At 70.9% G+C, this 14,058-nt stretch carries 13 protein-coding genes; 4 read left to right on the top strand and 9 right to left on the bottom strand.

The features are described 5' to 3' along the window. Nucleotides 1-3 precede the first annotated feature (3 nt). The 3 genes from recA to OG966_RS29755 form a co-directional block, all read right to left on the bottom strand. Complete coding sequence (gene recA, locus OG966_RS29765) at nt 4-1,128, bottom strand: recombinase RecA (protein WP_326653017.1); 1,125 nt, start codon at nt 1,126-1,128, stop codon at nt 4-6. A gap of 240 nt (nt 1,129-1,368) precedes the next feature. Continuing rightward, the gene (locus tag OG966_RS29760) at nt 1,369-2,538 is read right to left on the bottom strand and encodes an AI-2E family transporter (RefSeq protein ID WP_326655422.1); all 1,170 of its coding nucleotides are present in this window, start codon (nt 2,536-2,538) and stop codon (nt 1,369-1,371) included. 329 nt (nt 2,539-2,867) lie between these two features. Next, nucleotides 2,868-3,062: a DUF3046 domain-containing protein gene (locus OG966_RS29755; RefSeq protein ID WP_326653016.1), complete on the bottom strand. Its 195-nt coding sequence runs from the start codon at nt 3,060-3,062 to the stop codon at nt 2,868-2,870. A gap of 78 nt (nt 3,063-3,140) precedes the next feature. Here OG966_RS29755 and OG966_RS29750 point away from each other — a divergent pair, with 78 nt between their 5' ends. Continuing rightward, nucleotides 3,141-4,076 carry a hypothetical protein gene (locus OG966_RS29750; RefSeq protein ID WP_326653015.1) on the top strand — a complete coding sequence of 312 codons (936 nt, stop codon included), beginning with the start codon at nt 3,141-3,143 and terminating at the stop codon, nt 4,074-4,076. A 32-nt stretch (nt 4,077-4,108) separates the two neighbouring features. On the opposite strand, the gene OG966_RS29745 is transcribed toward OG966_RS29750, so the two are convergent. The 3 genes from OG966_RS29745 to OG966_RS29735 are packed head-to-tail and all read right to left on the bottom strand — an operon-like array spanning nt 4,109 to nt 6,127. After that, nucleotides 4,109-4,417 (bottom strand): AzlD domain-containing protein, encoded by a 309-nt coding sequence (locus OG966_RS29745; protein ID WP_326653014.1) that lies wholly within the window; start codon nt 4,415-4,417, stop codon nt 4,109-4,111. Continuing rightward, nucleotides 4,414-5,256 carry an AzlC family ABC transporter permease gene (locus tag OG966_RS29740; RefSeq protein WP_406730850.1) on the bottom strand — a complete coding sequence of 281 codons (843 nt, stop codon included), beginning with the start codon at nt 5,254-5,256 and terminating at the stop codon, nt 4,414-4,416. Before OG966_RS29740 ends, OG966_RS29745 begins: the two co-directional genes overlap by 4 nt. A 10-nt stretch (nt 5,257-5,266) precedes the next feature. Continuing rightward, nucleotides 5,267-6,127, bottom strand: coding sequence for an AraC family transcriptional regulator (locus OG966_RS29735; protein WP_326653012.1), 861 nt, complete (start codon nt 6,125-6,127; stop codon nt 5,267-5,269). A 91-nt stretch (nt 6,128-6,218) separates the two neighbouring features. Here OG966_RS29735 and OG966_RS29730 point away from each other — a divergent pair, with 91 nt between their 5' ends. From OG966_RS29730 to OG966_RS29720, 3 genes are all read left to right on the top strand, one after another. Beyond that, the gene (locus OG966_RS29730) at nt 6,219-10,853 is read left to right on the top strand and encodes an ATP-dependent helicase (RefSeq protein WP_326653011.1); all 4,635 of its coding nucleotides are present in this window, start codon (nt 6,219-6,221) and stop codon (nt 10,851-10,853) included. Between the two features lie 94 nt (nt 10,854-10,947). Then, the gene (locus OG966_RS29725; RefSeq protein WP_326653010.1) at nt 10,948-11,757 is read left to right on the top strand and encodes an Fpg/Nei family DNA glycosylase; all 810 of its coding nucleotides are present in this window, start codon (nt 10,948-10,950) and stop codon (nt 11,755-11,757) included. 32 nt (nt 11,758-11,789) lie between these two features. Beyond that, nucleotides 11,790-12,554 carry an SDR family NAD(P)-dependent oxidoreductase gene (locus tag OG966_RS29720; RefSeq protein WP_326653009.1) on the top strand — a complete coding sequence of 255 codons (765 nt, stop codon included), beginning with the start codon at nt 11,790-11,792 and terminating at the stop codon, nt 12,552-12,554. Here the strand turns inward: OG966_RS29720 and OG966_RS29715 are convergent. The 3 genes from OG966_RS29715 to OG966_RS29705 form a co-directional block, all read right to left on the bottom strand. Further along, on the bottom strand, nt 12,502-12,741 hold the full coding sequence (locus OG966_RS29715) for a hypothetical protein (RefSeq protein ID WP_326653008.1): 240 nt from the start codon (nt 12,739-12,741) through the stop codon (nt 12,502-12,504). The genes OG966_RS29720 and OG966_RS29715 overlap by 53 nt on opposite strands. 215 nt (nt 12,742-12,956) lie before the next feature. After that, nucleotides 12,957-13,427: a Dps family protein gene (locus OG966_RS29710; RefSeq protein WP_326653007.1), complete on the bottom strand. Its 471-nt coding sequence runs from the start codon at nt 13,425-13,427 to the stop codon at nt 12,957-12,959. 159 nt (nt 13,428-13,586) lie between these two features. Beyond that, entirely contained in the window at nt 13,587-13,970 is a 384-nt protein-coding gene (locus OG966_RS29705; protein WP_019889909.1) for a helix-turn-helix domain-containing protein, read from the bottom strand. Between the last annotated feature and the right edge of the window lie 88 nt (nt 13,971-14,058).

Genomic DNA, 14,058 nt, shown 5'->3' with positions numbered 1-14,058 from the left:
GGGTCAGCTCTTGGTCGCCGAGGCCTTGGTCGCCTTGGTGGCCTTCGCCGCAGGGGCGGGCACCTTCGCCGCGTCCTCGGCACCAGCGGCACCTGCAGCGTCCGCGCCCGGCTCGGCCGTCGGAGCCTCCGGCTTGACGCCGACGCCCAGCTTCTCCTTGATCTTCTTCTCGATCTCATTGGCGAGATCGGGGTTGTCCTTCAGGAAGTTACGGGCGTTCTCCTTGCCCTGGCCCAGCTGGTCGCCCTCGTACGTGTACCAGGCACCCGCCTTCCGTACGAAGCCGTTCTCCACACCCATGTCGATCAGGCCGCCCTCGCGGCTGATGCCCTGGCCGTACAGGATGTCGAACTCGGCCTGCTTGAAGGGCGGCGCGACCTTGTTCTTGACGACCTTGACGCGGGTGCGGTTGCCGACCGCGTCCGTGCCGTCCTTCAGGGTCTCGATACGACGGATGTCGAGCCGCACCGAAGCGTAGAACTTCAGCGCCCGGCCACCGGTCGTGGTCTCCGGCGAGCCGAACATCACGCCGATCTTCTCGCGGAGCTGGTTGATGAAGATCGCGGTGGTCTTGGACTGGTTCAGCGCGCTGGTGATCTTCCGGAGCGCCTGGCTCATCAGCCGCGCCTGCAGACCGACGTGCGAGTCGCCCATCTCGCCCTCGATTTCCGCACGCGGCACCAGCGCCGCGACGGAGTCGATGACGATCAGGTCGAGGGCGCCGGAGCGGATGAGCATGTCGACGATCTCGAGCGCCTGCTCGCCGTTGTCCGGCTGGGACAGGATCAGGTTGTCGATGTCGACGCCCAGCTTCTTCGCGTACTCGGGGTCGAGGGCGTGCTCGGCGTCGATGAAGGCCACCGAACCGCCCGCCTTCTGGGCGTTGGCCACGGCGTGCAGTGTGAGGGTGGTCTTACCGGAGGATTCCGGTCCATAGACCTCCACCACGCGGCCGCGCGGCAGGCCGCCGACGCCGAGCGCGACGTCGAGCGCGGTCGACCCGGTGGGGATGACCTCGATGGGCTCGTTCGGCCGCTCGCCCAGGCGCATCACCGCGCCCTTGCCGAATTGCCGTTCAATCTGTGCGAGCGCGGCGTCGAGCGCCTTCTCGCGGTCGGTTCCTGCCATGGGTTCCACCCGATTTGCTTGAGTCGATCGCTTCACGTCAAAGACGCTAACCCCTGCCACTGACAATGGGCCCCGACGTCCTTCCAGCCTGTGGATAACTCCCGAAAACCGAGGGCCGGAATCCCATGAGAATGGATGTTCGATTTTAGTGTCAAGCGCACCACACGTCGCACCGCCCGGCCCGCCGCAAAGCCGTTCCCCCCGCGCTCCCGGCGCACCGCGCTCCCGGCGCACCGCGCTTCAGGACCCGCCGTCGGTGTCCGCCCCGGCGTCCCGCCCGCCCGAGCCGGCGGCCGGAGCGTTACGGCCCCTTCGCCAGATCTGCCGCACCCGCGCGAACGCCCTTCCGTCGCGCAGCCGGTGGCCATGCACACGCGGATCGTCGGTCACGGTGTACCGCTTCACATACGCGCCGAGGAACGCCTGGAGTGTGGCCACCGCCGGGATCGCGATCAGCGCGCCGACCGCTCCCAGCAGCGCCGTGCCCGCGACAACCGAGCCGAAGGCCACCGCCGGGTGGATGTCGACGGTCTTCGAGGTGAGCTTGGGCTGCAGCACATAGTTCTCGAACTGCTGGTAGATCACGACGAATCCGAGTACCCACAACGCGTACCAGGGGTTGACCGTGAAGGCGATCAGCATCGGCAGCGCGCCCGCCAGATACGTACCGATGGTCGGGATGAACTGCGAGACCAGACCGACCCAGACCGCGAGCGCCGGGGCGTACGGCACTCCCAGGATCTCCAGCAGGATGTAGTGCGCGATGCCGGAGATCAGGGCCATCAGGCCGCGCGAGTAGAGGTAGCCGCCGGTCTTGTCGACCGCGATCTCCCAGGCGCGCAGCACCTCGGTCTGCTTGGCCGGCGGCAGCACGGAGCAGATCGCGCGCCGCAGCCGGGGCCCGTCGGCCGCGAAGTAGAACGAGAACAGGAAGATCGTCAGCAGCTTGAACAGCCCGCCGAGCACGGTGGCGGAGATGTCCAGCACTCCGCTCGCGCTGTTCTGGACGTACTTCCGCAACCAGTCCGAGCGCAGCAGGCTGTCCTGGACCTCCACCCGGGAGAGCTCGGTGTGGAAGGAGTCGTTGATCCAGCGGATCACCGAGTCCAGGTACTGGGGGAAGTCTTCGACCATGTCGACGATCTGGCCCGCCAGCATCGAGCCAAGCAGAACGATGAAGCCGGCGCCCGCGATCAGTACGGCGAAGAAGACCAGGAAGGTGGCGAGGCCGCGGCGCATACCGCGCGCTGCCATCCGGCCGACCGCCGGTTCGATCGCAAGTGCCAGGAAGAAGGCGATCAGGATGTTGATCAGCAGCCCGATGAGCTGGTGGAAGGCCCAGCTGCCGAGCTGGAAGCAGGCGAAGAGCGCCAGCGCGAGCACCATGGCACGCGGCAGCCAGCGGGGCATGCGGCCGGGGCCACCGGGGCCGCCCTCGGGTGCGGGAGGCGGCACGGTCGGCGGGGTCGTGTCCTGAGCGGTCTGCGGCGGCACGTCCTGAGCGGCCATGCCTTCGGCGGCTATGTCCTCAGGAGGCGCGTCCTTCTCGGGCACGTTCTCAGGGGTCACGTCCTGGTCGGTCTTGTCGGTCGGGGCCACGCGGCAAGTGTCGCCCATGGCTGCCGTGGGCCACCGTCCGCCCCGTGTGTCACCACTTCTCCCACCGGTTTCCGGACTTCTCCCACCGGTTTCCGGCCGCTTCCCGCCACTCCCGTGACCGTGCGCCGCAACCACTCGCCTCAGCGCTTGTCCGCGGGGATTCCGACAGCGGCGCAGACTCCGCGCCACACATCCTTCGTCTCCCAGCCGGCGGCCAGCGCCTCATGGACCGTACGGCCCCCGAGCTCGGCCATCACATGGTCGCGCGCGAAGGAATCGGCGTACGCCTGACCGAAATGGTCCGCCATCCGCTCCCAGAAAATCGTCAACCGCATGACGTCAGTATCCCGCCCCTGGGGTGCAGCCACGTCCGTCCCCCTTACCGAAAGGCTTTTCCGCCCTACGGTCTGAACATGGCTGGAACCGGAGCAACCCCCACAACCTCGCCCGCGTCTCCCCTCGCCCGCGCCGAGCACTTCATCTGGCTGACGGCCCGGGTGCTGGAACAGCGGCGGTTCGCGTACCACTTCCTCGGCGGCGGCTCGGACACCGTCGAGACAGCCCTGGCCGCGTACCTCAACCAGGACGGCGGTTACGGCCACGCCCTCGAACCGGATCTGCGCGGCCCCGTCAGCCAGCCGCTGCACACGGCTCACGCCCTGCGCGTCCTCGACTCCATCGGCCGCTGCGGCGGACTGCGCGTGGAGCGGATGTGCCGCTACCTCTCGGAGGTGTCGACGCACGACGGGGCGCTCCCCGCGATCCACCCTTCCCAGCGCGGCTATCCGTCCGCGCCCTTCATCCCGATCGTCGACGACCCGCCGAGCGAGCTGCTCGCGACGGGTCCGGTGGTGGGGCTGCTGCACCGTAATCAGGTGTGGCACGCCTGGCTGTTCCGGGCAACGGACTTCTGCTGGGCCGCCGTCGACGCGCTGGAGAAGTCCCATCCGTACGAGATCGAGGCCGCGGTCGCCTTCCTGGACGGCGCCCCGGACCACTCGCGCGCGGAGGCCGCCGCGGACCGACTCGGCCGGCTGGTGCGCGAGCAGCGCTTGGCGGTGCTGGACCCGGAGCGGCTCGGCGAGTACCCGGTCGCGCCCGGCTATGCGCCGCAGGAGCACCACTTCCCGTACGACTACGCCCGTACGCCACAGTCGCTCGCCCGCCGCTGGTTCACGGACGAGGAGATGGCGCGTTCCCTCGATCGTCTCGCGGGAGAGCAGCGCGAGGACGGCGGCTGGCCCGTCAACTGGCGCCAGTGGGCACCCGGCACCGTCCTGGAGTCGCGGCCGATCATGACGATCGAGGCACTGCGGACGCTACGGGCGCACGGTCGCGCCATCGGCTGACGCGACCGGCCGCCGTTGTCGGCCTCCTGTGGTCAGCCCCCGAGTGCGCGCACGCCCGCCGTGACCGCCACCGCCGCCCCGACAACCACCAGGAAGGGGGCACGCAGGACCAGCGCGAGCGCTGCCGCGGCAAGCCCCGCGGCCCGTGCGTCGAGGACGAGGGAGTTGTCGGCGCTGAAGGTCTGCTGAGCGGTGAGCGCGGCCAGCAGGGCGACGGGCAGCAGGGCGGCCAGCCGCTGGACCAGGGGTCGCTCGAGGGTGTCGGCGGGGACGAGCAGTCCGACCAGCTTCACGAGGTAGCAGCCGACGGCGGTCGCCGCGATCGCGATCCAGATGCTCAACGGTCCTCACCCTTCGTGCTGTCCGCCTTCTTGCTTTCTGTCTTCGTGCCGACGCTCTTCGTGCCGACGCTCTTCGTGCCGTCGCTGCTCTTGCTGTCGGCGATCGTGCGGCCCTTGAACCAGAGGACTGCGGGCGCGGCCAGCGCGGCGACCAGCACCGGCACTCCGGCGGGCAGCACCGGCAGGAACCCGAGCCCCAGGATCACCGCCAGCCCTGCGACAGCACGCTCGGTCGTCGTACGCAGCATGGGCGCGAGGAGCGCGAGGAAGACCGCAGGTCCTGCGGCGTCCAGCCCCCAGGCGTTGGTGTCGCCGATGGCTTCGGCTCCGAGCGCCCCCAGGAGCGTGGTGAGGTTCCACAGCACGTACAGGGTCAGCCCGGTGACGGTGAAGCCGAGGCGCACGGCGCGCCGCGTGGGCTGGGCGAGGGCGACGGCCGTGGTCTCGTCGATGACCCAGTGCGCCGCGAAGGGTCGTACGAAGCGGGGCAGAGCGAGCAGCTGGGACAGCCGGAGCCCGTAGAAGGTGTTGCGTACGCCGAGGAAGAAGGCGCCCGCGGCGGCGGCGAGCGGATTGCCGCCCGCCGCGATCGCACCGACCAGCGCGAATTGCGAGGCGCCGGTGAAAACCAGCAGGCTGAGCGCACAGGTCTGCAGCAGGCTGAGTCCGGATCCCGCGGAGGTCACGCCGAAGGCGAAGCCGGACAGGCCGACGGCGATGCCGACGCCGAGCGCATCGCGTACGACGGCCGAGTCCGGCTTGGCCACGGACTCCGCGGTGGTGCGTATCACTGGGGGAGTCTTCGGGTGACTCTCTGGGGGAGCTGTCTGTTCTGCCACGACGCGGACATTACGTGGGGCGCTCGCGGGTGGTCTTGTACGTTCTTGCGCGCTCCTTGCGGTACGCCCCGGGCGGGACGCCGACGATCCGGGTGAAGTGCCGGTTCAGATGCGGCTGGTCGGTGAAGCCGACGGCGACGGCCGCCTCGGCGGGCGCTGTGCCTGCCTCCAGGAGGTGGCGGGCGCGGCGCACGCGCGCGTCGGTGAGCCAGGTGTGCGGCGGCATGCCGTACTCCGCCTTGAAGGCGCGCAGCAGCGCGAAGGGGCTGGTGCCGAGCTCCTGCGCCAGTTGCTCCAGCGAGGGCGGCTCGGCCAACCGCTCCTCGAGGAGCTGCTTGGCGAGGGCGGCGGTGCGGGCACCGGAGGCCGTGGGCGCACGGGAGGGAAGGGCGCTTCCGTGGCGGCTGAGTAGCCGGGCCACGGCGATGCGCAACAGGCTGTCGGCGGCCAGTGCGTTGCCTTCCTCCGCCGCCCGGTGCACCCCGCGGATCAGCTCGGCGGTCTCCGGATCCTCGACGATCGTCTCGGCGAATCCGGGGGTGCCGCGGAGCGTGGTCACGGCCCCGGCGATGTCGGAGACGAGCTCCACGGAGGGATAGAGAGTGGCGTACGTCCAGCCTTCGGGGACCCCGGCGCGGGCGGCGTGCGGCACCTCCGGGTTGATCATGACGACGGTTCCGGGGCCTGCCCGGATGATTCCGTCCGGCAGACTCACGTCCTCGAGACCGCCGGTGACCGCGCCGAAGGTGAAGCCCTCGTGGCTGTGGCGAGGAAAGGTGTGCTGGACATAGCGGGCACGCAGCAGATCGAGGCCCGGCAGTTCCTCGTACTGCCAGTGCCTCGCCCACTCGTGCGGTATCAGGCGCCCCATGCAGCCATTGTGCTCCGGCGGCATCGTGGCTGACCTGCGCGTCCCTGACCTGGGCCGCTGATTGTCAGTGGCACGGTGCACGATGGAGGGCATGGCCAGGACTGCACTCGACTCCTTCTCTCCCGCGACCCGAAGCTGGTTTGCGGGGGCCTTCAGCGCGCCCACCACCGCGCAGGAGGGGGCCTGGGAGGCCATCGGGGAGGGCTCGGACGTGCTGGTCGTGGCCCCGACGGGCTCCGGCAAGACCCTGGCCGCGTTCCTCGCCTCGCTGGACCGTCTCGCGTCGGCGCCGCCGCCGGCGGACGCGAAGATGCGCTGCCGCGTGCTGTACGTCTCACCGCTCAAGGCACTCGCGGTCGACGTCGAGCGCAATCTCCGCAGCCCGCTCACGGGGATCCGCCAGGAGTCCGTGCGGCTCGGGCTGCCGGAGCCTGAGGTGCGGGTCGGTATCCGCTCGGGTGACACCCCGCCCGCCGAGCGGCGTTCGATGGCCACCAAGCCGCCGGACATCCTGATCACCACACCCGAATCGCTGTTCCTGATGCTCACCTCTTCCGCGCGGGACGCGCTGGCGGGCATCGAGACCGTGATCCTTGACGAGGTGCACGCCGTCGCCGGCACGAAGCGGGGCGCGCACCTCGCCGTATCGCTGGAGCGGCTCGACGAGCTGCTGCCGCGCCCGGCACGGCGGATCGGCCTGTCGGCGACGGTACGGCCGGTGGACGAGGTGGCCCGCTACCTGTCGCCCCAGCGCAAGGTGAAGATCGTCCAGCCGCCCTCGGACAAGGAGTTCGACCTGTCGGTGGTCGTTCCGGTCGAGGATCTGGGCGAGTTGGGCGGCTCCCCCGCGTCCGAGGCCTCGTCGTCCCCTTCCGGCAATGGCGAGAAGCCGTCCATCTGGCCGCATGTGGAGGAGCGCATCGCCAACCTCGTCCAGGCGCACCGCTCCACGATTGTCTTCGCCAACTCCCGTCGGCTGGCGGAGCGGTTGTGCAACCGCCTCAATGAGATCGCGTACGAACGCGCCACCGGTGAGGCGATGCCCGAAAAGCCGTCACCGGCCGAGATCATGGCGCAGTCCGGAGCCGCGCAGGGCGCCCCTCCCCTGCTCGCCCGCGCGCACCACGGCTCGGTCTCCAAGGAGCAGCGGGCCCTCGTCGAGGAGGATCTGAAGGCCGGCCGACTGCCGGCCGTTGTGGCCACCTCCAGCCTGGAGCTGGGCATCGACATGGGCGCGGTCGACCTGGTGATCCAGGTCGAGTCGCCGCCGTCCGTCGCCTCCGGCCTGCAACGGGTCGGCCGGGCCGGCCACCAGGTGGGCGCGGTCTCCACCGGTGTCGTCTTCCCCAAGTACCGGGGCGATCTGGTGCAGGCGGCCGTGGTCACCGAGCGGATGCGCACCGGCTCCATCGAGGCGCTCCGTATCCCGTCCAACCCCCTGGACGTACTGGCGCAGCAGCTCGTCGCGATGGTCGCCCTCGACACCTGGCAGGTCGACGATCTGCTGGCGCTGGCCCGCCGGGCCGCCCCGTTCGCCTCGCTGCCCGAGTCGGCCTTCATAGCCGTCCTCGACATGCTCGCCGGACGCTATCCCTCCGATGCTTTCGCCGAACTCCGTCCCCGCGTGGTCTGGGACCGCGTCGCAGGTACGGTCACGGGCCGCCCGGGCGCGCAGCGCCTCGCCGTCACCTCCGGCGGCACCATTCCCGACCGCGGCCTCTTCGGCGTCTTCCTGGCAGGGGCGGACCCGAAGAAGGGCGGGGGCCGGGTCGGCGAGCTCGACGAGGAGATGGTGTACGAGTCCCGGGTGGGCGATGTCTTCACCTTGGGCACCACCTCCTGGCGGATCGAGGACATCACCCGCGACCGGGTGCTCGTCTCACCGGCCCCCGGAGTCCCGGGCCGGCTCCCGTTCTGGAAGGGCGACCAGCTCGGCCGCCCGCTCGAACTGGGCCGCGCGGTGGGCGCGTTCCTCCGCGAGGTCGGCGGCATGGCCCCCGAGGACGCCCGGCTCCGTCTGCTGGCCGCCGGTCTGGATGCCTGGGCGGCCGACAATGTCCTCAGCTACCTCGACGAGCAGCGCCGGGCCTGCGGCCATGTGCCGGACGACCGGACGATCCTGGTCGAGCGTTTCCGCGATGAGCTGGGCGACTGGCGGGTCGTGATCCACTCCCCCTTCGGGGCACAGGTGCACGCGCCGTGGGCGCTCGCGCTCGGCGCCCGGCTCTCCGAGCGGTACGGCATGGATGCTCAGGTCATGCATGCCGACGACGGCATTGTGCTGCGTCTGCCGGACGCGGATCTGATGGGCCTGGACCTCCTCGACCAGGACCCGGTCCACCTCGACACGACGTTCGACAGCGAGCAGGCACCGGTCGGCGCGGCGGACACCGTCTTCGACAAGGGCGAGATCAATCAGATCGTCACCGACCAGGTGGGCGGCTCCGCGCTCTTCGCCTCCCGGTTCCGCGAGTGCGCCGCGCGTGCGCTGCTGCTGCCCAGGCGCAGTCCCGGCAAGCGCACCCCGCTGTGGCAGCAGCGCCAGCGCGCGTCCCAACTGCTGCAGGTGGCGAGCGAGTTCGGGTCCTTCCCGATCGTCCTCGAGGCGGTTCGCGAATGCCTCCAGGATGTCTTCGACGTCCCCGGCCTCACCGAGCTGATGGGTGATATCGAGTCCCGCCGGGTCCGGCTGGTCGAGGTCACCACCCCCGAGCCCTCGCCCTTCGCGCGGTCGCTGCTGTTCGGCTATGTCGCCCAGTTCCTGTACGAGGGGGACTCGCCCCTCGCCGAGCGCCGCGCCGCGGCCCTCTCGCTGGACTCCCGGTTGCTCGCCGAGCTCCTCGGCCAGGCGGAGCTTCGGGAACTGCTCGACGCCGATGTGCTCGCCGAGCTGGAACAGGAGCTGCAGTGGCTCACCGAGGACCGTCGGATCAAGGACGAGGAGGGAGTCGCCGATCTGCTGCGGATCCTCGGCCCGCTCACCGATGCCGAGCTGGCCGAGCGCGGCGGCGACCCTCAGTGGCCACTGGAACTGGCGGCGTCGCGCCGGGCCATCCGGGTCCGGCTCGCGGGCGTGGAACACTGGGCGGCGGTCGAGGACGCGGGCCGGCTGCGCGACGCACTGGGCACGGCGCTCCCGGTGGGCGTTCCGGAAGCGTTCACCGAGCCGGTCAAGGACCCGCTGGGCGATCTGCTCGCCCGGTTCGCGCGTACGCACGGCCCGTTCACCTCGGCCCAGGCGGCGGCCCGCTTCGGTCTGGGCACGGCCGTCACGGACGGCGCACTGCAGCGACTCGCGGCGAACGGGCGGGTCGTACAGGGTGAGTTCCACCCTTCCGGTATCGGCCAGGAGTGGTGCGACGCGACCGTGCTGCGCCGGCTGCGCCGCCGCTCGCTGGCAGCTCTGCGCCATGAGTTGGAGCCGGTCCCGCCCGCCGCGCTCGCCACCTTCCTCCCCAAGTGGCAGCACATGGGCAGCAACAGCCTGCGCGGCATCGACGGACTGGCCCGTGCCATCGAGCAGCTCCAAGGTGCCGCTGTCCCCGCCTCCGCTCTCGAGAAACTGATCATCCCGTCCCGCGTCTCCGGCTACACCCCCGCCCTCCTCGACGAACTCACCACGACGGGCGAGGTCGTGTGGGCCGGAGCGGGCTCGCTGCCCGGCAAGGACGGCTGGATCTCCCTCTTCCTCGCCGACGCCGCCCCGCTGCTCCTCCCTCCGCCTCACCCCCTGGAGCTCACCGCGCTGCACGAGTCCGTCCTGAGCGCCCTCTCCCCCGGTTATGGGCTGTTCTTCCGCCAGATCACCGACCAGGTCCGGGCCACCACACATCCCGACGCCGCCGATGCCCAACTGGCGGACGCCGTCTGGGACCTGGCCTGGTCCGGCCGGCTCACCAACGACACGCTGGCTCCACTGCGTTCGCTGCTCGGATCGGGCCGCACCGCCGGTTCCACGGCCCACCGTGCCAGGCGGACGATCCCCCGCGGGCGCTACGGCAGCCTGACGGCGGCCGCCCGCCCTGCCTCCCGTACGGGGCCGCCGACCGTGAGCGGCCGCTGGTCCCTGCTCCCGGCCACCGAGCCGGACCCGACCCACCGGGCACATGCCCTGGCCCGCACGCTCCTCGACCGCCACGGTGTGGTGACCCGGGGCGCTGTGGCGGCCGAGGGCGTGGAAGGGGGCTTCTCCGCGACGTACCGGATCCTCTCGGCGTTCGAGGACAGCGGGCAGGCGCGCCGCGGCTATGTCGTGGAGGGGCTCGGCGCGGCCCAGTTCGCGATGGACGGCGCGGTCGACCGCCTCCGGGCGGCGGCCACGGCCAGGGACCGCACCGACGAGCAGACGGCACCCCACGCCGTGGTGCTGGCCGCCGCTGATCCCGCCAATGCGTACGGGGCCGCTCTGCCCTGGCCCGAGCCGCCGACCGGTGCGGGACACAAGCCCGGGCGCAAGGCGGGCTCGCTGGTCGTCCTCGTCGACGGCGAGCTCACGCTCTACCTGGAGCGCGGCGGCAAGACCCTGCTGGCCTGGGCGACCGACCCCGACGCCCCCGCCCTCCACGCGGCGTGCGAAGCCCTGGCCAACGCCGCCCGAGCGGGTGCGCTCGGCACAGTCACGGTGGAGCGGGCCAACGGATCACCGGCGCTGACCTCTCCGCTGGCCCGCGCGCTGGAGACCGCGGGCTTCCATGCCACCCCGAGGGGGCTGCGCCTGCGCCCCTGACGCCCAGGCCCCTGAGCGCCCATAAGTCGCTGCCCCCGGGCCGCTGAGCACGAGCCGCTGACCCCGGCCCGCCATGTCCCGCATCATGGATGCCATGCCCGAAGGAGACACCGTCTGGCAGACCGCCCAGCGCCTGCACACCGCCCTTGCCGGGCAGGTCCTGACCCGGTCCGACCTGCGCGTCCCGCGTTTCGCCACCGCCGATCTCACCGGCCTTGCCGTCCTGGATGTCACCCCGCGCGGCAAGCATCTCCTGACCCGCATCGAGGGCGGCCTCACACTGCACTCGCACCTGCGGATGGACGGCTCCTGGCAGGTGTACGGCTCCGGGCAGCGCTGGCGGGGCGGCCCCACGCACCAGATCCGTGCCATCCTCGGCAACGCCGCGTACACCGCCGTCGGATACCGGCTCCCCGTCCTGGAGCTGCTGCGCACGGCCGACGAGGAGCAGGCCGTGGGCCATCTCGGCCCGGACATTCTCGGCCCCGACTGGGATCCGCACGCCGCTCTGGCCAATCTGCTCGCCGACCCCGCCCGCCCTCTCGGTGAGGCCCTCATGGACCAGCGCAACCTCGCGGGCATCGGCAATGTCTACAAGTCGGAGCTGGCCTTCCTGGCCCGCGCGACTCCCTGGCTCCCCATCGGCGAGCTGCCCGCCGGCATTCCCGAGCGGCTCGTCCGTACCGCCCACCGGCTCCTCGAGGCCAACAAGGACCGCCCGGCCCGCCGCACTACGGCCACCAGCGGCACCTCCCGACCGGACCAGCTGCTGTATGTCTACGGCCGTGAGGGTCACCCCTGCCCCCGCTGCGGCACTGCCATCCGCAAGGCCGACCAGGGCGACGGCAGCCGTGAACGCCCCACCTACTGGTGCCCTCGCTGCCAGACAGGGCCCAGTAGTTGACGATCCGTCAGATACGGTCGTACGGTCCCCGCATGGCCATCAAGGCGTACGACCTCTCCGGCCGCACCGCGTTCGTCACCGGCGCCGCCAGCGGCATCGGCCGCGCCTCCGCCGTCCTCCTCGCCGAGGCGGGCGCCACCGTCCACTGCGCCGACCTCGACGAGAACGGCCTCCACGAGACCCGGGCCCTGATCACCGACGCGGGCGGCGCCGCACGCACCCACACCCTCGACGTCACCGACCGTGCCCGGCTCAAGGCCGCAATCGCGAGCGTGGACCGGCTCGACGTCATGGCGGCGGTGGCCGGCATCATGCACAGCAGCACGGTCCTGGAGACGAGGGACGAGGATCTCGACCGCGTCCTCACGGTCAACTTCAAAGGGATTCTGTACGCCTGCCAGGAGTCGGCCCACGCCATGATCGCCGCGGGCACCCGCGGCTCCATCGTCACCATGGCCTCGGGTGCCGTCGACGCCGCGAATGCCGGTCTGCTCTGCTACAGCGTGGCCAAAGCGGCGGTGGTGCAGCTCACCAAGACCCTCGCGACCGAGCTCGGTCCGCACTCCATCCGCGTCAACGCCGTCGCCCCCGGCTGGATCCGCACCCCTATGACCGACCGCCACGACGAGGTACTCCAGCAGAGGGCCGAGGCGACGATGGTCCGGATGTCCCCGCTCCGCCGCGTCGGCGAGCCGGAGGACATCGCCCATACGGTCCTTCATCTGGCATCCGACGCGTCGTCCTTCACGACGGGCCAGATTCTCCGCCCGAACGGCGGCGTCGCGATGCCATGGTGATCTCGCGGCCGGCCGTCACATGCACCGGAAGCAGACTCAGCCCCCACCCGCCCGCCACCAGCGCGCCCTCGACGAGCCCCGCCTGCTGCGGCACGAGCACCAGCCGCAGCACGGCCCACCACCACAGCCCGCCCGCCACGAGCCCGAGAGCGACCACCGGCACGAGAGCCATCCCACGTACTGCCATGGCTGCCTCCTCCGGCCCACGCTAGACCGGCGCGATCACCTGCTGGGAGGGCGCACAGGTGGACAACCCGGCGCACAGCGCGCCGGTCCCCTCACTTCCCATCACTCCAGAGTGCGACGAGAAGCCGAAGTCCGCAGTCCTGGAGAGCCTCCTTTGCCGCCGCCCTCGCCACGGCCGTCAAAGCAGCCGGGCCGGCCCGGCCACAGCGCATCCGCCTACGCGCTCTCCGCCTGGAACATCCACGCGTGCTTCTCCAGGTCCGCCGTGAGCCCGATCAGGATGTCCTGGCTCACCGGATCCGGATCACCCGTCGCCGCGATCCGGTCGCGCATCCGCGCGATCACCGCGCCCAGCGCGTCCACCAGGATCTGCACGGCGTCCGTGTCCTTGATCCATCCCTCCGGCACCGAGTGGATCGCGCTCTGCGCCGCCACCGTCGCGGCCCGCGCGTCCGGTGTCACCCCGACCGCCGACGCCCGCTCGGCGACCGTGTCGGAGTGCATCCGTGCGGTATCCACGACCTCGTCGAGCTGCAGATGGACCGACCTGAAGCGCGGGCCGACCACATTCCAGTGGACCTGCTTCGCCACCAGCGAGAGATCCACCAGGTCCACGAGAGCGCCACGCAGCGCGTCGCCGACCGTCTTGAGGTCCACATCGGACAGAGGGCTCTTCACGACAGACATCCGCGTCCTCCACTCGGTTCACAGCTACTGGCTCCGCAGACACCATCCACGATGACACGAACACCCAAAAACGGGCATCCAGGGAATGCGAAAGCCCCGACTGGTACTCGAGTACCAGTCGGGGCTCAGCTCAAACCAAGCCGTACAGGGCCGTACGGATCAGGCGGCGACGACGTCGACCGCCTCCGCAGGTGCCTTGATGGTCACCCGCTCCGTCGGCACACCCGCCACCGACGTCACGGAGACGGAATTGAGCATCGGGCGTACTGGCGCAGGCACCGGTTCGCTCGCCGCTGCCGACTCGGCCAGTTCGGCCAGTGACAGCTCGTCGCTCACTTCGCGCATGAGCTCGGACATCCGTACGTCAAGCGCGTCGCAGATCGCGGAGAGCAGCTCGGAGGAAGCCTCCTTCTGCCCCCGTTCCACCTCGGAGAGATAGCCGAGCGATACTCGGGCGGACGAGGAGACTTCGCGCAGAGTACGGCCCTGGCGCTGGCGCTGCCGACGCAGCACGTCACCCAGCAGGCGACGGAGCAGAATCATCGGTGGCTCCCTCCTCGGACCGCGTAGCCGCATCCTTCACGCCCCACCGTACCGCCTCGTGCCGCGGCCGTGCGGGGAGCGATGTCGT

This window comes from Streptomyces sp. NBC_01750 (assembly GCF_035918095.1).
In the GTDB taxonomy this organism is placed as follows: Bacteria; Actinomycetota; Actinomycetes; order Streptomycetales; family Streptomycetaceae; genus Streptomyces.
Note: the sequence above shows the minus strand (reverse complement) of the source record. Positions and strands in the feature narration are given on the sequence as shown.

Coding starts and splice junctions, on each gene's coding strand:
- recA (WP_326653017.1), bottom strand. CDS start 1,128: ATGGCAGGAACCGACCGCGAGAAGGCGCTCGACGCCGCGCTCGCACAG.
- OG966_RS29720 (WP_326653009.1), top strand. CDS start 11,790: ATGGCCATCAAGGCGTACGACCTCTCCGGCCGCACCGCGTTCGTCACC.
- OG966_RS29725 (WP_326653010.1), top strand. CDS start 10,948: ATGCCCGAAGGAGACACCGTCTGGCAGACCGCCCAGCGCCTGCACACC.
- OG966_RS29715 (WP_326653008.1), bottom strand. CDS start 12,741: ATGGCAGTACGTGGGATGGCTCTCGTGCCGGTGGTCGCTCTCGGGCTC.
- OG966_RS29750 (WP_326653015.1), top strand. CDS start 3,141: ATGGCTGGAACCGGAGCAACCCCCACAACCTCGCCCGCGTCTCCCCTC.
- OG966_RS29755 (WP_326653016.1), bottom strand. CDS start 3,062: ATGCGGTTGACGATTTTCTGGGAGCGGATGGCGGACCATTTCGGTCAG.
- OG966_RS29730 (WP_326653011.1), top strand. CDS start 6,219: ATGGCCAGGACTGCACTCGACTCCTTCTCTCCCGCGACCCGAAGCTGG.
- OG966_RS29760 (WP_326655422.1), bottom strand. CDS start 2,538: ATGCCCCGCTGGCTGCCGCGTGCCATGGTGCTCGCGCTGGCGCTCTTC.
- OG966_RS29735 (WP_326653012.1), bottom strand. CDS start 6,127: ATGGGGCGCCTGATACCGCACGAGTGGGCGAGGCACTGGCAGTACGAG.
- OG966_RS29710 (WP_326653007.1), bottom strand. CDS start 13,427: ATGTCTGTCGTGAAGAGCCCTCTGTCCGATGTGGACCTCAAGACGGTC.
- OG966_RS29705 (WP_019889909.1), bottom strand. CDS start 13,970: ATGATTCTGCTCCGTCGCCTGCTGGGTGACGTGCTGCGTCGGCAGCGC.